This window comes from Acinetobacter sp. SW-226 (genome assembly GCF_055632855.1).
On record NZ_CM145752.1, the window covers coordinates 1,261,759 to 1,279,710 of the forward strand.

The 17,952-nt window shown below is 39.7% G+C and carries 23 protein-coding genes and 2 pseudogenes; 18 read left to right on the forward strand and 7 right to left on the reverse strand.

Annotated features, from left to right (window positions below):
* Positions 1-38 precede the first annotated feature (38 nt).
* Positions 39-1,114 (forward strand): annotated as a pseudogene (locus ACZ8ZH_RS06010) (ArsO family NAD(P)H-dependent flavin-containing monooxygenase).
* A gap of 32 nt (positions 1,115-1,146) precedes the next feature.
* Here the strand turns inward: ACZ8ZH_RS06010 and ACZ8ZH_RS06015 are convergent.
* Positions 1,147-1,458: an ArsR/SmtB family transcription factor gene (locus ACZ8ZH_RS06015; protein ID WP_004859455.1), complete on the reverse strand. Its 312-nt coding sequence runs from the start codon at positions 1,456-1,458 to the stop codon at positions 1,147-1,149.
* A 111-nt stretch (positions 1,459-1,569) separates the two neighbouring features.
* Between ACZ8ZH_RS06015 and ACZ8ZH_RS06020 the strand changes: the two genes are divergently transcribed.
* The 8 genes and pseudogenes from ACZ8ZH_RS06020 (at position 1,570) to ACZ8ZH_RS06055 (ending at position 6,265) form a co-directional block, all read left to right on the forward strand.
* Entirely contained in the window at positions 1,570-1,986 is a 417-nt protein-coding gene (locus tag ACZ8ZH_RS06020; RefSeq protein WP_119062951.1) for a YeeE/YedE family protein, read from the forward strand.
* A complete protein-coding gene (locus ACZ8ZH_RS06025; RefSeq protein WP_119062950.1) occupies positions 1,987-2,403 on the forward strand; it encodes a DUF6691 family protein in 417 nt (138 codons plus the stop codon).
* 2 nt (positions 2,404-2,405) lie between these two features.
* Positions 2,406-3,278, forward strand: a complete 873-nt coding sequence (locus tag ACZ8ZH_RS06030; RefSeq protein WP_119062949.1) for an MBL fold metallo-hydrolase — start codon at positions 2,406-2,408, stop codon at positions 3,276-3,278.
* 65 nt (positions 3,279-3,343) lie between these two features.
* On the forward strand, positions 3,344-4,126 hold the full coding sequence (locus ACZ8ZH_RS06035; protein ID WP_086209450.1) for a sulfite exporter TauE/SafE family protein: 783 nt from the start codon (positions 3,344-3,346) through the stop codon (positions 4,124-4,126).
* 100 nt (positions 4,127-4,226) lie between these two features.
* Positions 4,227-4,622 (forward strand): rhodanese-like domain-containing protein, encoded by a 396-nt coding sequence (locus tag ACZ8ZH_RS06040; protein ID WP_086209449.1) that lies wholly within the window; start codon positions 4,227-4,229, stop codon positions 4,620-4,622.
* A 55-nt stretch (positions 4,623-4,677) separates the two neighbouring features.
* Complete coding sequence (locus tag ACZ8ZH_RS06045; RefSeq protein ID WP_004988488.1) at positions 4,678-5,013, forward strand: carboxymuconolactone decarboxylase family protein; 336 nt, start codon at positions 4,678-4,680, stop codon at positions 5,011-5,013.
* Between the two features lie 24 nt (positions 5,014-5,037).
* Positions 5,038-5,658: a methyltransferase domain-containing protein gene (locus ACZ8ZH_RS06050; RefSeq protein ID WP_119062948.1), complete on the forward strand. Its 621-nt coding sequence runs from the start codon at positions 5,038-5,040 to the stop codon at positions 5,656-5,658.
* A 61-nt stretch (positions 5,659-5,719) separates the two neighbouring features.
* A pseudogene (locus tag ACZ8ZH_RS06055) lies at positions 5,720-6,265 on the forward strand (SDR family NAD(P)-dependent oxidoreductase).
* 188 nt (positions 6,266-6,453) lie between these two features.
* Here the strand turns inward: ACZ8ZH_RS06055 and ACZ8ZH_RS06060 are convergent.
* The 3 genes from ACZ8ZH_RS06060 to ACZ8ZH_RS06070 all read right to left on the reverse strand — a co-directional run bounded on the left by ACZ8ZH_RS06060 (position 6,454) and on the right by ACZ8ZH_RS06070 (position 7,831).
* Positions 6,454-6,762, reverse strand: coding sequence for a NifB/NifX family molybdenum-iron cluster-binding protein (locus ACZ8ZH_RS06060; protein WP_119062947.1), 309 nt, complete (start codon positions 6,760-6,762; stop codon positions 6,454-6,456).
* A gap of 94 nt (positions 6,763-6,856) precedes the next feature.
* Positions 6,857-7,117 (reverse strand): helix-turn-helix domain-containing protein, encoded by a 261-nt coding sequence (locus tag ACZ8ZH_RS06065; protein ID WP_228199395.1) that lies wholly within the window; start codon positions 7,115-7,117, stop codon positions 6,857-6,859.
* Between the two features lie 231 nt (positions 7,118-7,348).
* A complete protein-coding gene (locus tag ACZ8ZH_RS06070) occupies positions 7,349-7,831 on the reverse strand; it encodes a DUF2946 domain-containing protein (RefSeq protein ID WP_119062945.1) in 483 nt (160 codons plus the stop codon).
* A 345-nt stretch (positions 7,832-8,176) separates the two neighbouring features.
* Between ACZ8ZH_RS06070 and ACZ8ZH_RS06075 the strand changes: the two genes are divergently transcribed.
* The 8 genes from ACZ8ZH_RS06075 (at position 8,177) to ACZ8ZH_RS06110 (ending at position 15,124) form a co-directional block, all read left to right on the forward strand.
* On the forward strand, positions 8,177-8,524 hold the full coding sequence (locus ACZ8ZH_RS06075) for a rhodanese-like domain-containing protein (RefSeq protein ID WP_119062944.1): 348 nt from the start codon (positions 8,177-8,179) through the stop codon (positions 8,522-8,524).
* Positions 8,525-8,573: 49 nt separating this feature from the next.
* Positions 8,574-9,446, forward strand: coding sequence for an MBL fold metallo-hydrolase (locus ACZ8ZH_RS06080; protein WP_119062943.1), 873 nt, complete (start codon positions 8,574-8,576; stop codon positions 9,444-9,446).
* Positions 9,447-9,697: 251 nt separating this feature from the next.
* Entirely contained in the window at positions 9,698-10,108 is a 411-nt protein-coding gene (locus ACZ8ZH_RS06085; protein WP_119062942.1) for a DUF2946 domain-containing protein, read from the forward strand.
* 273 nt (positions 10,109-10,381) lie between these two features.
* Positions 10,382-11,827 (forward strand): cytochrome ubiquinol oxidase subunit I, encoded by a 1,446-nt coding sequence (locus tag ACZ8ZH_RS06090; protein ID WP_119062941.1) that lies wholly within the window; start codon positions 10,382-10,384, stop codon positions 11,825-11,827.
* A complete protein-coding gene (cydB, locus tag ACZ8ZH_RS06095; RefSeq protein ID WP_119062940.1) occupies positions 11,824-12,828 on the forward strand; it encodes a cytochrome d ubiquinol oxidase subunit II in 1,005 nt (334 codons plus the stop codon). The genes ACZ8ZH_RS06090 and cydB overlap by 4 nt, the downstream gene beginning before the upstream one ends.
* Before the next feature lie 9 nt (positions 12,829-12,837).
* The gene (locus ACZ8ZH_RS06100) at positions 12,838-12,945 is read left to right on the forward strand and encodes a DUF2474 domain-containing protein (protein WP_119062939.1); all 108 of its coding nucleotides are present in this window, start codon (positions 12,838-12,840) and stop codon (positions 12,943-12,945) included.
* An 882-nt stretch (positions 12,946-13,827) separates the two neighbouring features.
* Positions 13,828-14,130, forward strand: a complete 303-nt coding sequence (locus ACZ8ZH_RS06105; protein WP_470247880.1) for a hypothetical protein — start codon at positions 13,828-13,830, stop codon at positions 14,128-14,130.
* Between the two features lie 4 nt (positions 14,131-14,134).
* Positions 14,135-15,124, forward strand: coding sequence for an NAD(P)/FAD-dependent oxidoreductase (locus ACZ8ZH_RS06110; RefSeq protein WP_470247881.1), 990 nt, complete (start codon positions 14,135-14,137; stop codon positions 15,122-15,124).
* Positions 15,125-15,574: 450 nt separating this feature from the next.
* On the opposite strand, the gene tatC is transcribed toward ACZ8ZH_RS06110, so the two are convergent.
* The 3 genes from tatC to tatA are packed head-to-tail and all read right to left on the reverse strand — an operon-like array spanning position 15,575 to position 17,018.
* Positions 15,575-16,327, reverse strand: coding sequence for a twin-arginine translocase subunit TatC (gene tatC / locus ACZ8ZH_RS06115; RefSeq protein WP_416332340.1), 753 nt, complete (start codon positions 16,325-16,327; stop codon positions 15,575-15,577).
* Positions 16,328-16,347: 20 nt separating this feature from the next.
* Entirely contained in the window at positions 16,348-16,779 is a 432-nt protein-coding gene (tatB, locus tag ACZ8ZH_RS06120; protein ID WP_119062935.1) for a Sec-independent protein translocase protein TatB, read from the reverse strand.
* Positions 16,780-16,796: 17 nt separating this feature from the next.
* On the reverse strand, positions 16,797-17,018 hold the full coding sequence (tatA, locus tag ACZ8ZH_RS06125) for a twin-arginine translocase TatA/TatE family subunit (RefSeq protein WP_119062934.1): 222 nt from the start codon (positions 17,016-17,018) through the stop codon (positions 16,797-16,799).
* A gap of 427 nt (positions 17,019-17,445) precedes the next feature.
* Between tatA and ACZ8ZH_RS06130 the strand changes: the two genes are divergently transcribed.
* Positions 17,446-17,943 carry a Dps family protein gene (locus ACZ8ZH_RS06130; RefSeq protein WP_119062933.1) on the forward strand — a complete coding sequence of 166 codons (498 nt, stop codon included), beginning with the start codon at positions 17,446-17,448 and terminating at the stop codon, positions 17,941-17,943.
* Positions 17,944-17,952: the final 9 nt, after the last annotated feature.

Below are 17,952 nucleotides of genomic sequence, written 5' to 3' on the forward strand. Positions count from 1 at the left end.
CTATTTTGATGATGACAATAAAGAATGGGAGAGAAGCTTTGACTCAATTACAAGCAGAAGTCGATGTGGTCATTATTGGTGGTGGTCAGGCAGCCCTTGCTACAGCTTATTTCCTCAAACGTAAGAAAATTCCATTTATTATTCTGGATGACCAAGTTCAGGCAGGTGGTGCATGGCTCCATGCTTGGCAGTCGCTACGTCTTTTTCTCCTAATACGTGGAGTTCGCTGTCGGGTTGGATGATGCCAACAACTGAACAAACCTACCCAACGCGAAATGAAGTGATTGACTACTTGTCGGCATACGAGCAACGCTATCAATTTCCGATTATTCGACCAGTTCATGTCGATCATATCGAACAAAAAGATGGCTACTTAGATGTGTATGCAGGTGATCAATATTGGCGAGCAAAAGCGGTGGTCAGTGCTACAGGGACATGGAGTCAGCCTTATATTCCACACTACGAAGGACATGAGCGATTTGAAGGGTTACAAACGCATTCAGCACATTACGTAAATCCAGCGCCTTTTATCAATAAAAAAGTAATCGTGGTTGGGGGCGGCAACTCTGGCGCACAAATTCTTGCTGAAGTCTCAAAAGTTGCAGATACCACTTGGATCACAGTAACACCACCTCAATTTTTATCGGATGATGTTGATGGGCGTGTTTTATTTCTTCGGGCAACTGAACGTTTAAAAGCTCAACAGGAAGGTCGTGTGATTGATCAACCCGTTGGTGGTCTGGGTGATATTGTCATGATAGACAGTGTCAAAGAGGCCCGCGAACGTGGCGTACTACATAGTCGAGAGCCTTTTACCTCATTTAAGGAGCATTCCGTTGTTTGGGCTGATGGTACAAGACAAGCAGTAGATGCTGTGATTTGGTGTACAGGGTTCAAAGCTTCATTGAATCACTTAAGAAGTCTTGATGTGGTAGAGCCTGATCAGACAGTTGCTGTGAATGATGGGCGCTCAGTAAAAGTAAATAACCTTTGGTTGGTTGGCTATGGGGAATGGACAGGTATGGCATCCGCTACACTCATTGGGGTTTCTAGAACAGCAAGAGCAACGGTAGATCAAATAGCTGATTACTTGGCTGAATCAAAGTTAAATTAATATAATATTTTTATTATTCAACTTAGGTACTCTTAAGATCTACAGTATAAGTCATACAAGGTTTGCATGATTTTTAACACACGTATATCCCTTAATTCATAAAAAATCTGTTTACCTTCTCGTCGTGTCGATACGAGCTTATTTTTTCTTAATACCGTAAGTTGTTGAGATAAGGTCGGTTGACTCACATTAGTGCGTATTTCAATTTGCTGCACATTCAATTCATCTTCTACCAAAACACATAAAATTTTAAGACGGTCAGGATTCGATAATACCTTTAGGCAGTCAGTCACAAGATCGACTTTTGAAAGATCTATTTTCATTTGTAATTCATTGGTTTTCATAAGCGTATCCTAAAAATCATCTTATTATTATACAAAAAAATAAAGTATCACTTGTATATTATTTAATTATATAATATTAATTAGGATATTGTTTGTCGTGATTTGAATTGTATGTCTGACTATTTGATTTCCTTTATCGGTGGATTATTGCTAGGTGCCGCTGTAGTTGGCTACCTATATGTACATGGTCGTATTGCTGGAATTAGTGGATTAGTTGCACAAATTCTAAACCCTCAAACGATATTTAAGACACCTGCTATTTGGTTTATGTCAGGTTTGGTCATTATCCCCTTCATTTATGGGCGATTTATTCAGCCAGAAATTGAATTGAATGCCAGTCCGTTGATGATGATCATTGCTGGGCTATTGGTGGGTTTTGGGACACGCTTAGGTTCAGGCTGTACCAGCGGTCATGGCATTTGTGGGATCAGTCGCTTATCTAAACGTTCTATTCTAGCCACCATGAGTTTTATGTTCGCTGGATTTGTTACGGTTTACATGATTCGCCATGTCACAGGAGCTTTCTAAATGAAGAATTTTCTTGCTTTCATTTTCGGCGGTTTATTTTCTATAGGTTTGATCCTTTCAGGGATGTCCAATCCAGAAAAAGTTCTAAACTTCTTAGATTTGTTCGGTGATTGGGATGCGAGTCTGGCTTTCGTAATGATTGGAGCGATTATGGTTGCAATTATTCCTTTTCAAAAAGCAGTACGAAGTAAAGCACCCAAAACCGTATTTAATGAACCAATTGAATTACCAGGCAATCATAAAATTGATCCTAAATTGATCTGGGGCAGTCTTTTATTTGGTATTGGTTGGGGGATTGCTGGGATATGTCCTGCACCCAGTTTTACCTTGATTGGTCTTGGGCATTATCAGGTTCTGTATTTTATTGTCGCGATGCTTGCAGGCGTCTTGCTTCACCGTAAGTGGACAGGAGCTTAATCATGTCAAATTCCCCTGTTGTAAAAGATTTTTTTCATGAAGATACGAACACTTACAGTTACGTGGTGAGTGATCCAGCTACCCAGTCATGTGCAATTATTGACAGTGTGCTGGACTATGATGCTGCATCAGCCACAACTTTTACCACACATGCCGATCAGATCATTAACTATGTCAAAGCCCAGGGTTTAACAGTCGGGTGGATTTTAGAAACCCATGTTCATGCCGATCATTTAACTGCTGCACAATATCTCAAAACCCAATTAGGCGGAAAAATCGCCATGAGTCAGAGAATTGCTGCGGTACAAGAGACCTTTGCTGCGATTTATCATTTGGATATCAAACAGTGGAATACCCAACAATTATTTGATTATTTGTTTGATGATCATGAGCAATTTCTAATTGGTTCAATCGAAGCATATAACATCCCTACTCCTGGACATACGCCAGCCTGCTTGAGTTATGTCATCGGTGATGCCGTGTTTGTGGGTGATACCTTGTTTATGCCGGATTATGGTACGGCACGCTGTGATTTCCCAAGGGGAAGCGCATCAATTCTTTTTGATTCAGTACAAAGCTTATATCAATTGCCTGAGAAAACACGTGTATTTCTCTGCCATGATTATTTGCCAGAAAAGCGTGATACCTATATGTGTGAAACGGATATTCAGACTCAAAAAAATCAGAATATCCATATTCACGATGGCACGACCAAAGATGATTTTGTCGAAATGCGAAATAAGCGTGATGCAGGTTTAAGTATGCCCAAACTGATTCTGCCTTCGATACAGATCAACATGAAAGCAGGACAATTCCCTGAACCAGAAGAGAATGGTGTTCCTTATTTAAAGCTTCCGCTTAATTACTTCAAATAGGCAAATTTTAAGATTAAACAATAAGTTTTGTTTAATTGGTTTGGTAAGAGAGGGTGACAGTAGCGATGTGGATGCTAATACTTGAAGGCTTAGTCATCGGTGGTTTGCTAGGGTTAACAGGTGCCGGTGGTGGCATTCTGGCCGTACCCGCACTGATGGCAAGTCAAGGATGGACGGTCGCACAAGCTGCACCTGTGGGCTTGCTTGCAGTCACTTTATCTGCCTTGGTTGGAACATTTGAAGGCTTATTTAAGAAGATAGTACGTTATCGGGCTGCGCTTTGGATTGCACTGATCAGCATTCCTTCAGCACGTTATGGTGTGCATCTGGGAGGAATCATTTCTCCTGTATGGCTTACCTTGGCATTCAGTTTAGTCATGCTCGTTGTTGCTTACCGGATATTCTTTAATAAAGTCCATGATCATGAAAATGCGCTGTGCAAGGTTAATCAAACTACAGGTCGCCTGATCTGGAATATGAAGACTGCTTTGTCTCTCGGTATTATTGGTATGGTGGCAGGTTTGTTAACTGGCTTGCTTGGAGTGGGTGGTGGTTTCGTGATTGTTCCAGCACTGAGTAAAGTAACTGATCTTGATATGCGAAGTATTGTTGCGACCTCCTTGATGATTATTTTCCTGATAGGTGGTGTCAGTATTTCAGCTCATATTTTAGATGGTTTTCAATACCCCGTTTCGGTCACGCTGACTTTCGTTTTAGCTTGCATGGCCGGCATGTTGCTTGGTCGAAGTTTGATGCCTCTAGTTAAGAATAGTCAAATCCAAAAGATTTTTGCCATAACTGTCATAAGCGTAGCATTTTATTTAATTTCTACAGTCATCATAACTTAATACAAGCAAGAGATTAGAGCCAAATTTAAAAACTGCATTTTAAAGACATGAACGTTTAATCAGAGACCAGATTTCTATAGATCGGAAGAGGTGAAAAGTAATGAAAACAGCAGATCAATTAATTTCAATGGCAAAAAGCCGAATTCAAGAAGTCAGTGTACATGACTTATTTGATGCAATCAAAAACCATAAAACGATCCTGATAGATGTTCGAGAGCCTGAAGAGTTTCAAACAGCATCTATTGATCGCGCTGTGAACTATCCTCGTGGTGTTTTAGAAATGAGAATTCACCAGCATCCTGTGGCGAGCCATCATTGCGATACCTTGCAAGCACTAGAACATCTTAAAGATCAGCCGATTTATTTGATTTGTGGGACGGGTGGACGATCAGCTCTGGCTACAGATACTTTACAGAATATGGGGTTTACTCAGGTGAAATCTGTTCAGGGGGGATTTCAAGCATGGCTAGATCAGGGTTATCCAGTAGAGAAATAACTAGATTCCTATTTTAAGTCTAATCTAAGTTTATAGATATTCAAGTGAGAAAATCATGAAGTACAAAGAATTAACTCAAAATATTTCAGGCAGTTTAAAGACATTAGCGCAGGATTCTCCTGATTTAATGAAAAGTTTTAATCAATTGTCACAAGTTGCAATGCGAGATGGTGTTATTGATCCTAAAACCAAAGAACTGATTGCCTTAGCGATTGGTGTTGCAGCACGATGTGATGGCTGTATCGGTTTTCATGTCAGAACTCTAGTCAAAATGGGGATGACATTACAAGAGTTGGAAGAAGTGCTTGGGGTTGCAGTGTATATGGGAGGCGGGCCTTCATTGATGTATGCCGCTAATGCATTGGAAGCATTTAAAGAGTTTACAGCTTAATTTTTTCAATCATTGGGAAACGATATGAATCAGCACTGGAATAATCTTTATTCGCAAACACAGGATCTGTATGGCATTTCGCCCAATCATTTTATTCAACAGATAGCAGATCAGGTTCCAATTGTGGGAAAAACTCTTGCTATAGCAGAGGGTGAGGGGAGAAATATCCTTTATTTGGCTGATAAAGCGAAACAGCAAAATGATTCATTTTCGGCAGAAATATGGGATTACTCAAAAGTTGCTTTGCAACACTTATCTGCAAAAGCCCAGCAAGCTGGTTTTGACTTCACACTTAGAAATATTGATCTCAATGATGTCGAATGGCCAAGAGAGTGTTATCAAAATGTGATGTGTGTGTATGGTCATTTTGACGAAAATACTCAATTCAATGTTCTCACTGGGATACGTCAAGCATTGACAAACAATGGCTGGTTTATTGGAGAGCTTTATTCTAAAGAGCAGATTGATTATCAAACCGGTGGCCCGAAAGATATTAACTATTTGTACGATCCAATGTCGTTTCTTTCAGTATTTAAAAATGATCATCTTTATCATTTTTATGTGGGAGAACAAGAACGTCATGAAGGCAAGTTACATAACGGAAAATGTCATGTAGTTCAATTTGCAATTCAAGTGCAGAAATAGGGGCTAAAACAGTTCAAGCACGAGTATGGCTCACATGCTCATTTTATAAAAAGAGAAGTTTATGATATCCGCACGTTTTAATAATAAAGTGGCTTTAGTTACAGGTTCGGGTATTGGGCGAAGCACAGCATTGCTTCTTGCTAAGCAAGTGGCAAAAGTTGTTGTTTCAGATATTAATCTTAATGCAGCTGAGCAAGTTGCAGCTGAAATTATAGCTGCTGGCGGTCATGCTGTTGCGAATAAAACAGATACATCTCATCCAGAGTAAATTAAACACGCTGTTAACTTTGCCGTGTACAGCTTTGGGGCTTTATATTTAGCATTTAATGATGCGGGTATCTTAGGTGAAGTCAATCCGATTGCTGAGTTTGGCATAGAGGCTTGGTGCAGAGTCATCGATATTAATTTGAATGCTGTTTTCTATGGGCTGCATTATCAGATTCCATCAATACTTAAGTCAGGTGGTGGAGCGATTGTTAATACCGCATCATTGGAGTACGCTGATCAAAGTATACGCATTAATTCAGTTCATCCTGGTTATATTCAAACCCCATTAATTGGAGAATTTGAGGAATTAGAATTAGTGAAACTTCATTCAGTTGGCTGATTGGGTAAACCAGAAGAAGTTGCTCAAGTGGTGCTTTTCTATTATCTGATGAAGCTTCATTTGTGACTAGTGGTCAATATACTGTTGATGGTTCTTATACTTCACAATAATAAATGAAATAAGAAAACCCTGCAGATGCAGGGTTTTCTTATTTTGTTGATGATAAATTACAGCTTCCATCCAGAATTTTATTTGGCTGAAATTAAACTACCGATAAATTGTTCTGGTTCAATTTCTGCTGTTACCATGACATGAACACCAATATTTCTGAGTTTTTCTCGTAATTGATCGCCCATTCCCGTAGTTACGAATATATCCATAGGCAGCAGTTTTTCGAGCACTTCTCCAGACTGGGAAAAGGATTGCTCCTTTTCAACTTCGATAAGTTGTTTGTCAGTCACTTCTCCATCTTTTAATTCATATTTCCAGAATTTCCGACATTTTCCCGCATGGGGCGTAATATGACGCCGGTTCTGAGATGTGATCACAATAAACATGAAAATTTCTCCAAACCGATACGAACCTCTTTATGGGTATGTATCGATTCATAAGTTAATAATAAAAGCTATTTACAAACATATCTGATTGTCTTCAAGCAAGATTTTCCAAAACAAACTGAGGTGACTTGATAAAGAGTTTTAACAAGGCTTTGGCTGAGCTCGAGGGATGACGGACTCCACGTTCCCAACTTTCTAGGGTGCGGGCAGAAATACACAGTTTCGAGGCTAGTTCTGTCTGTGAAATATTGAGAGCTTGCCGGATCCTTACAATTTGTTGTGCTAAATCCAAACAACAGTTGCTATTAAAATCACTTTTTGGTAAATGTTCCTGATTGTGCTGAAGTAGATTTATCATTGTCTCTTCCTTATCAATATACTAGAAAGTTGTAATAACACTTTGAAAAATCCAAAGGTCATTGAGACTGTTACAGCCGATTTCAAATAAATTTGAATACAAATAATTTAAAAGCCATATTCATTATTACGGATAGCACCACTGCGACTGAAGATGCTAATTGTGAGCTGCTCACATGTTCTGGATAGATGAATATTTTCAGCTATATCGGAAACTGCGACAGACTGCTCAGCAATACCATATCTGCTGATTTAGTGGAGGAGGAGCACGACCCTGAGGAATCAGAAACCATGGAGCAGGTGTGGACAGGGTATATGGGACAACTGTACTGAATAACTGTAGTAAGGTCTGAGTTCTGATCAGTACTAGTCTGAGTTTGGTATCGAGTAGCGGTAGGGTATAGTTGTGCACCAGGCAAAACTGGCAGTCATGACCAGTATGTGCATCATCCCGCTCTTGATGATCATGTCGATCCTGCACATGTATGAAGATACGTGCATTATTTTGGTCTGCTCCGCTGGCTTGATTGTTATGCGGATGGGATGGTGTGAAGCTGTGGTATGGGTGAACGTTAGTAACTTCTAGATGTAATGCTGCGGCAACAGTTTTACATACCGAAAAAACACTGTGTTTTTCTGGTAATAAAGGCTGCAGGAACACAGCGATCTGTAACAAGATTGCTGATAACCCCAGCAATCTTCCCAACATCATGAGCACTTCACTACACTTCTACGGACATTACATAAGTTATAATATAACAAAATATAAAATTTATAATTGAAAAATAGACGATAAAATCGATTTTAATCTGCTACTAAACATAATTTTATTTTTTCTTTATAGAATAGGAAGCGTAAGATCATTCTGAAGCGAATGAGGTCTTTTTAAAGTTGGACTGCATTGTAGGTTTGGTTATTAAAAAGTCATTGTATTTTCTATGCGGATAGATTTGAAGTTTAAGCCAAGATTGGCTTATATTTATTTTACTACTTATTTTTATTTTAAATCCTTATAAATATAAGTCGCGGATAACAACTGTTCTAATAGAGGAAAATCATGTTTAACATTCTGATGTATCTACCTTGGGGCAAGGTGCCTGAAACTACCTGTCAGGAATTATGGCAGAAATGGGAAATTGTACAGATTGTTGATGTCCGAAGTGCTCAAGAGTTTAAACATAGTCATATAGAAGGTGCTGTCAATTTACCTATTACACAGTTGAACGAATCTACAATACAGTCATTAGGGCTTGATCCGGATCAGCCCGTGGTGACCATTTGTCTATCGGCACACCGGAGTATTCCTGCAACACGCAGATTGGCCAAGATGGGTTATTCAGTTACACAGTTAAAAGGTGGCATGAAATCCTGGTGGAAAAACAACCTACCTTGCATCAAAAACTAAGCTTTAAATGTGCTCTGTGAGCTTCTAAATTTTAAAAAGGAGTAAGACTATGTCGACTCAACCAAATGTAAAAGATTTTTTTGATCCTAAAACAAATACATTTAGTTATGTAGTTTCAGATCCGGCCACAAAACAATGTGCGATTATTGACAGTGTTCTCGATTATGACTCTGCTTCAGCAGTGACATCTACCACGCATGCCGATCAAATCATCGCGTATGTCAAAGAGCAGGGCTTACAGGTTGAGTGGATTTTGGAAACGCATGTACATGCAGATCATTTAACAGCAGCACAGTATTTGAAACAGCAGCTCGGTGGCAAAACAGCGATGAGCGAACGGATTTCACTGGTACAGGAAACCTTTAGCTCAATATATAACATTGATATCAAACAGTTTAATGCTTATCAGACATTTGATCATGTGTTTCAGGATCATGAAGAATTTCATATTGGCAACCTGCAAGCCTATAACATTCCTACCCCTGGCCATACACCGGCATGCTTGAGTTATGTGATTGGGGATGCTGCTTTTGTGGGCGATACCTTATTTATGCCGGATTATGGAACCGCACGATGTGATTTTCCTAAGGGTAGTGCTGCGACTTTATTTGACTCTGTACAAACCCTCTATCAGTTGCCTGAAGACACGCGTGTTTTTCTGTGTCATGACTATTTACCGGAATCACGTCATGACTACGTATGTGAAACCAATATCAAAACCCAGAAACAGTCTAATATTCATATTCATACTGGCACAGAAAAATCGCAGTTTGTGGCAATGCGCCAAAAACGTGACGCAACCTTGAGAATGCCTGAACTAATTCTGCCATCCATTCAGATTAATATGAATGCTGGACGCTTTCCCCAGCCAGAACAAAATGGCGTATCTTACTTAAAATTGCCTCTCAATTATTTCAAGTAGGCAAAATCTTCTTCTGAACACTCTTTGTATAATAAACAACCTTTTCCTGCATCAACTGCAGGAGAAGGTTGTTTATTATTTTAAGCATTTAATTTAATTAACTTTTTATTTATTTTTTTTTGCTTTTCAAAACCGAGTATATATTATATATTTGTAGAATGAAAAGTTGAGTAAATACGTAGGAATTTATCCTTAAATTTCATGTTTTTATTTAGCGTATCCCTCTTATTCGATGCCAGTCGAGAGAAAACTTGCTGAAGCAAAGTGGAATCTTTATTGCATTTGCAGCAATACTTTTGCAAATCGCAGTATATTTACAACCTCTGCTGCCGGAAAAATTTCATATTTCTCCGGTCTGTATGTCGATCACCCACAATCTTCTTTCGCCTGCTGATCATCATCATGTCCACTCGGTTCATCATGAGCTGTTACAGGATTTGATGCTTCAACATTCCCACGATCACAATGAACATAACCATCAATGCCAATATTGTAAGGTCTATGGTGATTTGGTGCTGCCATTTAAGTTGGGGATTTATGAAGTTCTGGACCGGATTCAAGTCAGATTAAATTTCTATCAGACTGTTTTCCGGCATGTCTATTTCAGCTTACAGAAGCTGTATTTGCTGCCGCAGGGCAGAGCGCCTCCTTTGGCTTTTTAAAACACGATTTGTCACGTCAAACAGTTGATCTGTTTGTACCACACAACATCTTAAAGAGTTTTAATCATGAAAATTAATACTTTGTTGCTTGTTAGCAGCATTATGAGTTCTCTCAGCCTTAAAAAAGTAATGTGGGCATGTAAACGTAAGGGCTTACGTATTTACAATACTGTAAATACGTGGACACACTTAAATTTAAATATACATAAAACGATATTTCAGAGTGTTTTGCTGAAATCTTTTCACCCATTAATAGAAGGATAAGGTGACAACATGGACTTAGGGTTAACCGCGCTAGAACTGGCGCGTATCCAGTTTGCATTTACCGTATCGTTTCATATTATTTTTCCTGCTATTTCTATTGGTTTGGCCAGTTTTTTGGCTGTTCTGGAGTGGCGTTGGCTTAAAACCAATGATCCAGTATACCGAGACTTATTTAAGTTCTGGATCAAAGTCTTTGCCCTGTCCTTTGGTATGGGCGTGGTCTCCGGCGTAGTGATGAGCTATCAGTTTGGTACCAACTGGAGTGAGTTTTCACGGATTTCCGGCAGTGTGACAGGACCATTATTAGCTTATGAGGTCTTAAGTGCTTTCTTCCTTGAAGCTGGTTTTCTGGGGATTATGCTATTTGGTTGGGGCAGAGTGGGACCCAAAACCCATTTTTTCGCAACGCTGATGGTGGCAGTAGGCACCTGTATTTCAATGTTCTGGATTTTATCTTCAAACAGCTGGATGCAGACGCCACAAGGCTTCACCATTGAAAATGGGATCATCATCCCGCAAGACTGGTTTGCGATTGTCTTTAATCCATCTTTCCCTTATCGATTAGCACATATGGCAATGGCCTCCTTCCTGGTCTCTGCTTTATTAGTAGCTGCCACAGCCGCATTTCATTTATTAAAAGGCCGTCGTGATGCCTTGGTGAAAAAATCATTTTCTATGGCCATGTGGATGATTCTGGCATTGGCACCATTGCAAATGTTTGTCGGAGATCTACATGGCTTGAATACCCTGGAACACCAACCGGCCAAACTGGCAGCTATGGAAGGACACTGGGAAACCAATAAAGATCATGGCATGCCACTGTATTTATTTGGTATTCCAGATATGGAAGCAGAAGAAACCAAGTATGCGATCGGAATTCCGAATCTAGGTAGTCTGATCATGACACATACCTTAGATGGTGAAGTCAAAGGCTTAAAGGAATTTGCACCTGAAGACCGTCCAAACTCGCTGGTCGTGTTCTGGAGTTTCCGGATTATGGTCGGACTTGGTGTACTGATGATTTTAATGGCGGTTCTAGGTGCGTGGTTAAGAAAAACTGACAAGTTCTATGACTCGGTATGGTTGCATAGATTTGCGCTATACATGGGTCCTTCAGGATTTATCGCTTTACTTGCAGGCTGGTTTACAACTGAAGTTGGTCGTCAACCGTGGGTTGTTTATGGTGTATTGCGTACCAAAGATACACTTTCTCCAGTTTCAGCGGAACAGGTGGGTTTAACCCTTATTATTTTTGTAATAGTCTACTTTATTGTGTTTGGAGTCGGCATTTTCTACATGCTAAAACTGATGCGCAAAGGTCCGGAATTTATACATTCGGCACCACATAGTGAGCAGGCAGTTATACAGGCATCAAAACGTCCATTAAGTACGATTGATGATGAGAACGACCTAAATAAAGAAAATCCTAAACAGGATCAGGAGAATCAAAAATGATCGATTTATCATTGATTTGGATTCTAATTATTGGATTAGGTGTGCTGATCTATGTCGTACTAGATGGTTTTGACCTAGGCATCGGTATTCTATTTCCCTTTATTTCTGATCGTCAGGAACGAGATGTCATGATGAATACAGTCGCACCGGTATGGGATGGTAATGAAACCTGGATGGTACTAGGTGGTGCGGGATTATTTGCAGCATTTCCCTTAGTGTATTCCACTGTACTGTCCGCCCTGTATATGCCGATTATTCTGATGGTGATCGCGCTGATCTTCCGTGGTGTTGCGTTCGAATTCCGATTTAAGGCTAATAGAACTAAACATCTATGGGATCAAGCTTTTATATGGGGTTCCATTCTGAGTTCATTTTTACAAGGCGTAATTTTGGGTGCCTATATTCAGGGAATTGAAACCACCAATGGGATATATACTGGCGGTGGTCTTGACTGGTTAACACCTTTTTCCCTGTTTACTGGTGTGAGTGTTGTTGTCCTATACGCAACTCTAGGATGTGGCTGGTTGATCTTTAAAACCGAAAAAATGCTGCAGAATCGCATGTTTGAATTGATGCCGAAACTGCTGATTTCATTACTGATGATTTTTGTTTGTGTCAGCATCTATACGCCTTTGGTCCATCCTCAAATTGCAGAGCGCTGGTTCAGTCAACCGCAACTCTTTTATTTTAGCCCGGTCCCCGTACTGGTTCTGCTGTTTACTTTCCTGGCAATCAAAGCCTGTAAGCAGCGCAAAGAGTTCCTGCCATTCATTTATACTTTAGCTTTGGTAATTCTAGCTTATAGCGGTTTTCTGATTAGTTTATGGCCTTATGTCATTCCACCATCAGTCACCATTTGGGAGGCTGCAGCACCTGCCAGTAGTCAATTGTTCGCCCTCATTGGGGCATTGATCTTAATTCCGATCATTCTTATTTATACAGGATTATCCTATTGGATTTTCCGAGATAAAGTGCGTGTGGGTGATGAGGGTTATCATTAAGGAGACAGAATGAAAATTTCTGAATTGAAATGGTTTATTGGCTTATGGCTGGCTGGTTTTATAAGTTTGGCCTTGGTCGCAGGACTGTTTAGATTTCTGTTAAAATTGGCTTATTAAGTTTTAAATACAGGTCAGTGAGGTTTTCCTTACTGACCTATTTTCTATAGAGGTTCAGTTTTTTAGATGTTAAAAGTTGCTCGATCTGAATAAGTTTGATGAGAGATTTGGACTAAAAATAAATGAGGAGTAAATGATGAAAAACTATCTTTTTGTGTAGTGATTGAATTTAAAAAAGCATCCGATCCATCGGAATCCTATGCGTATGTGACAGCTTATTTAGGCGCAAAAAAAGATTGATGAAGCAATTTAACGGGTGGAAAAAAAGCTGGAGCGAGGAGGAAATGAAATACTGTTTGTCCGCAGTTGTTGGGTCGTCGATTCAGAGTGTGATGATAGTTTCTGCCCAACAGATGAGAGTAGGATGCTAGCAGACAATGATTTGCTTTTTAATAACTAAATCATGTTTGTAAAATTACAAGAATAGTCAATCAGTTATAACTACGAATACTAATTTAGTAAGTGATGCAGCAGTTTGTTTTTTCTTTCTGATGCTGTTGTACTGTTTTCAATTTAATATATTGATCTAAGCTATTAGCACATGGTAACCAAGCATCATAAAAGTGATTTAATGAGATAAATTTGTATATAATTTAATCTTCTTGTAAATAAAAGCATAACACGCTAAAGAATCTATACAAAAAAAAGCAGTATCAGGATTGATCACTTATAGTGCTTTAGTCGGCTATGAAAAATTTTGTTTTTTAAGCAAAATTAACTAGATAATATGATCTCATCTATCCTAATTTTATTAGGATAGATGGCTAAAATAGATTGATGTGAGTGATCTACATATAAACTAATATCAGAAATGAAATAGAAATTCTCAAGCCGGCCATTAAATAACACTTTAACGATAAAAAAGATTCTAAAGGAGAATACATGAGTATTCGTAATAATCGACGGGATTTTCTAAAAATAGCAGCCGGTGTCGGACTCATCACCACAACAGGTCTTCATTTAAGGCATACCACTCAGGCTTCAGCAGAAACAAACGCTGTGACAGTGGTCGTAGTCGGAGCAGGATTGGCTGGGCTGGCAGCAATTAACCGTTTAAACAAACAGTTACCAAATGCCCGACTGATTTTAGTCGACTCCAATACCACGCATCGCTATCAACCTGGTTATACGTTATTGGCTACTGGAGTATGGCCTTCCGCTGATAAAGTACTGGATGGTGCCTAAAAATGTGAACTGGATTCAATCTCAGGTACAAACATTTGAGCCTGATCAAAATCAGCTGATGACCGAGGCTGGTGAAACCATTAAGTATGATTTTCTGGTGGTTGCTACAGGATTACGTTTAGCCTATGAGCAAATACAGGGGCTGTCTGTCAGGGATTTAGGCACAAAGGGTATCGGTAGTGTTTATGCCAGTCCTGAAATCGCCCTGGCCACCTGGCAACAAATGGATCAATTTCGTCAACGTGGCGGACGGGCAGTTATGACTTTGGCGCATACAGATATGAAATGTGCGGGGGCACCTTTAAAAATGACTTTTATGCTGCATGACCGCTTACAGCAAGCCAAAACACTGAGCAATAGCCAAGTTGATTTTTTTAGCCCGAGCCAACGGATTTTTAGTGTACCTAAGGTCAATGAAAATGTCCTCAATCGCTGGAAAGCACTGGAAAATCCTATTGCAGTACATTTTGAACGGAAATTAACGGGAATTGATGTCGCCAAGAAAACGGCTACTTTTACTGATACGCAGGGTAATAATCACACAGAAAACTATGATTTTATTCATGTGGTTCCGCCAATGGAGGCAGTAGAAAGTGTAAAAAACAGCCCGTTAGCGAATGCCGTAGGTTGGCTGGATGTTGATCAATATACCTTGCAACATATCCGTTATCCAAATGTGTTTGGACTTGGTGATATCAATGGGACACCTAAAGGAAAAACGGCAGCTACTGTAAAGTTGTCTGCACCTGTTGTGGTACAAAATTTAATTGATGTAATGAAAGGGAAGCTACCCAGTCAGAAGTTCAATGGCTATACCTCATGCCCACTCTTAGTCGAAGAAGGTAAAGCTATGCTGGTAGAGTTTGATTATGAAAACAATCTAACCCCAACCGTACCATTTGTTGATCCTTTGAAAGAAAGCTATTTTGCCTGGTTTCTAGAGGAAATGATGCTGAAGCCCGCTTATATGGCCGTGGCGAAAGGGCGTGTTTAATTTAGTAATGAGGAAAAGGATACTATAATGATCATTTATCAAATGCTGATGATGTTATGGGAGGCCATACTGGAAAATGGTCTTCTTGTTGCAATACTGCTCACCCTGCTGATCGTGCCATGGTTATACTGGCTGATCAAAAATAGGCAAAAAAATTCAATCATCGACGTAGCACATGGATTGCTTTTAGCATTGCGATACTCGGATTCTTTTTCCTGCCTTTATACTTTTCTGCTACCTTGTTTGATCTCAGCTATTGGGTCGATTGGGCATTTCATCTGGCCATGGTCATCGCATTACTCTTTTATAGCTATTTAGTGTGCCTACCGTTCACCGTTAAAAACAAGACCATCTAAAAGCGAAAGAAGACTCCACCCGACAGACAGGGTAGAGGTGGATTTCGCAAGATTTTTTTTAATTTTATGAAGATATGCTGAATAAAGCGCAAGTTTAGGGCTTAAACTGTGCTTTTTTCTCAATGAACTTACCAAAGAGCAAGCCTGTTTCAAACAGCAACCACATCGGGATAGCCAGCATAATCATGGAGAGTGGATCTGGTGGCGTGACAAACATGGCGATAAAAAAGCAGCCGACAATAATAAATTTACGCTTATCGACCAGTTGATCTGTGCTGACCACTCCAATCAAGATGAGAATCAAGGTTAGAATCGGAATTTCAAAGGTCATCCCAAATACCAAAAACAGCTTTAAACAAAAGCTTAGATAACTGTTGATGTCAGTCATCGGTGCAACCGTGTCCGGGGAAACACTGATAAAAAAGTGCAAAACGGAGGGCAGGGCGATGAAATAGGCGAAAGCAATCCCGGCATAAAACATTCCGATACTGCCGAGCAATAGTGGTAAAGCCAAGTTTTTTTCCCTTTGATACAAGGCAGGTTTTACAAAGGCCCACAATTGATACAGGATGAACGGCATGGCAATCATCAAGGCCATAAAAAAATTCAGTTTAAACGGTGCCATGAAGGTTGCCGTGACATCGGTGGCAATCATCGAGGAACTTACTGGCAACTGGGCGCGTAGCGGTTCAGACAGCCACTGATAACTTTGATTAGCAAAGGGTAACAGGCAGAAAAAAAGGATGATCAGTAAGCCTATGATTTTAATCAGATGCTGGCGCAGGATAATCAAATGCTGGGTGATGGGCATATCCTGTAGCAGCATCTGCTGCTCCGAATCTACCATAGTGGGCGTAGCTTTAGGTTTCATACCATCTCCCTGATCTGTTTTTGAAGCCGAGTAAGTTGTTGAACTTGAGAACCAGTTTGGCTAAGCAAATTTTGTGGCTTGGTTTCAACAAATTGATAGATGGGAAACTTATTTTTTTGATTATTATCGATTTTGATGTGCGTCCGTTGGTCATAATCCATGATTTTATCATGCTGTAACTGCTGCATCTGGCTCTGCATTTGCCGCTCCAGCTCATGCAGACGCCGCATTTCATTCTGCATGTCCTCACGTAGTTCTGACAGTCGAAGTTCACGGTCAATATCCTGCTGGACATTATTGATCAGGCGTTTGATGTGCCCGTACCATTTTCCGGCAAAACGTGCGGCCTCGGGCAGTTTCTCAGGACCTAATACCAATAAGGTAATCACACCGAAGACCAGCAATTCCGTCATGCCTACATTCAGCATTTGATCCCTCCATCCACTTAGTTTTTGCTGGTGGTATTATCGTTATTGTTCTGGTGCTGCTGTTCTACGCTACGTGGTTCATTCAGTTTTGTAGCCGGCTCTTCATCCTGTACCGACTTTTTAAAATCCTTGATGGCGCCACCAACATCTTTACCCAGATTTTTAAGTTTTGATGTGCCAAATAAAAGAATCACGACAATTGCAAAAATGAGTACGTGCCAAATAGATAACCCTGCCATCCCTATTTCTCCTATAATTTTATTTTCTATTGCAATTACTTATCATAATTATATGCCATTCGGCACGGGCTTGAAAGGCAAGCTGAACCTTGGTCGTAGCTTAAACTTGTTTAAGGCTTCCTACTTATTAAGCATAATAATCCTCAACAAGCACTATTCAGGATAATTGAATATTTGAACACATGAGCTTTACATCAAATAATCAGCATCTAGACTTCATTTAACTTGATAATGGCACTGTATTTGAATCAGCAATATTCTAGGGGGTTCATTTTCAATATTGATACTCTTATAAATAGGAGAACTGATCTTGATTGCCTGAAAATGTGAGAGTAAGTACAGATAATTTGCTCTTTTACTATTAATTGTATATCTAACAATGCTATGGTCGTCTAATTACATTTCAAAACATCAGGATGTTAATATTATGGGTAGTTCAAAAAAGCAAGCTAAAATGGTAGAAATTGATATTGGTATCTCTCAAGATAACCGTGAAAAAATTGTCAAAGGTTTATCACGATTACTCGCTGACAGTTACACTTTATATTTGATGACTCATAATTTTCACTGGAATGTCACTGGTCCACAGTTTAACAGCCTGCATAACATGTTCATGGGTCAATATACTGAGCAGTGGAATGCTCTAGATGTGATCGCAGAACGTATTCGTGCGTTAGGTTTTCCTGCTCCGGGCACTTACAAGCAATTTGTAGAATTAGCATCAATCAAAGAAGTAGAAGGTGTTCCAAAAGCGAATGAGATGATTCAATTGCTGGTCAATGCACACGAAGCTGTTGCAAGAACTGCAAGAAGTATATTTGATGTTGTGGATGCAGCGAATGATCAACCTACTGCAGATGTACTCACACAACGATTAGATATTCATGAGAAAACCGCATGGATGTTAAGAAGTATTTTAGAATAAAAATTCATT

Bases quoted from the DNA above. Each gene is read 5' to 3' on its own strand.
- ACZ8ZH_RS06075 (WP_119062944.1), top strand. From the start codon at position 8,177: ATGTTTAACATTCTGATGTATCTACCTTGGGGCAAGGTGCCTGAAACT.
- ACZ8ZH_RS06100 (WP_119062939.1), top strand. From the start codon at position 12,838: ATGAAAATTTCTGAATTGAAATGGTTTATTGGCTTATGGCTGGCTGGT.
- ACZ8ZH_RS06030 (WP_119062949.1), top strand. From the start codon at position 2,406: ATGTCAAATTCCCCTGTTGTAAAAGATTTTTTTCATGAAGATACGAAC.
- ACZ8ZH_RS06080 (WP_119062943.1), top strand. From the start codon at position 8,574: ATGTCGACTCAACCAAATGTAAAAGATTTTTTTGATCCTAAAACAAAT.
- ACZ8ZH_RS06060 (WP_119062947.1), bottom strand. From the start codon at position 6,762: ATGTTTATTGTGATCACATCTCAGAACCGGCGTCATATTACGCCCCAT.
- ACZ8ZH_RS06040 (WP_086209449.1), top strand. From the start codon at position 4,227: ATGAAAACAGCAGATCAATTAATTTCAATGGCAAAAAGCCGAATTCAA.
- tatA (WP_119062934.1), bottom strand. From the start codon at position 17,018: ATGGCAGGGTTATCTATTTGGCACGTACTCATTTTTGCAATTGTCGTG.
- ACZ8ZH_RS06025 (WP_119062950.1), top strand. From the start codon at position 1,987: ATGAAGAATTTTCTTGCTTTCATTTTCGGCGGTTTATTTTCTATAGGT.
- ACZ8ZH_RS06035 (WP_086209450.1), top strand. From the start codon at position 3,344: ATGTGGATGCTAATACTTGAAGGCTTAGTCATCGGTGGTTTGCTAGGG.
- ACZ8ZH_RS06130 (WP_119062933.1), top strand. From the start codon at position 17,446: ATGGGTAGTTCAAAAAAGCAAGCTAAAATGGTAGAAATTGATATTGGT.
- ACZ8ZH_RS06015 (WP_004859455.1), bottom strand. From the start codon at position 1,458: ATGAAAACCAATGAATTACAAATGAAAATAGATCTTTCAAAAGTCGAT.
- cydB (WP_119062940.1), top strand. From the start codon at position 11,824: ATGATCGATTTATCATTGATTTGGATTCTAATTATTGGATTAGGTGTG.
- ACZ8ZH_RS06045 (WP_004988488.1), top strand. From the start codon at position 4,678: ATGAAGTACAAAGAATTAACTCAAAATATTTCAGGCAGTTTAAAGACA.
- ACZ8ZH_RS06105 (WP_470247880.1), top strand. From the start codon at position 13,828: ATGAGTATTCGTAATAATCGACGGGATTTTCTAAAAATAGCAGCCGGT.
- ACZ8ZH_RS06090 (WP_119062941.1), top strand. From the start codon at position 10,382: ATGGACTTAGGGTTAACCGCGCTAGAACTGGCGCGTATCCAGTTTGCA.
- tatB (WP_119062935.1), bottom strand. From the start codon at position 16,779: ATGCTGAATGTAGGCATGACGGAATTGCTGGTCTTCGGTGTGATTACC.
- ACZ8ZH_RS06050 (WP_119062948.1), top strand. From the start codon at position 5,038: ATGAATCAGCACTGGAATAATCTTTATTCGCAAACACAGGATCTGTAT.
- tatC (WP_416332340.1), bottom strand. From the start codon at position 16,327: ATGGTAGATTCGGAGCAGCAGATGCTGCTACAGGATATGCCCATCACC.
- ACZ8ZH_RS06020 (WP_119062951.1), top strand. From the start codon at position 1,570: ATGTCTGACTATTTGATTTCCTTTATCGGTGGATTATTGCTAGGTGCC.
- ACZ8ZH_RS06070 (WP_119062945.1), bottom strand. From the start codon at position 7,831: ATGATGTTGGGAAGATTGCTGGGGTTATCAGCAATCTTGTTACAGATC.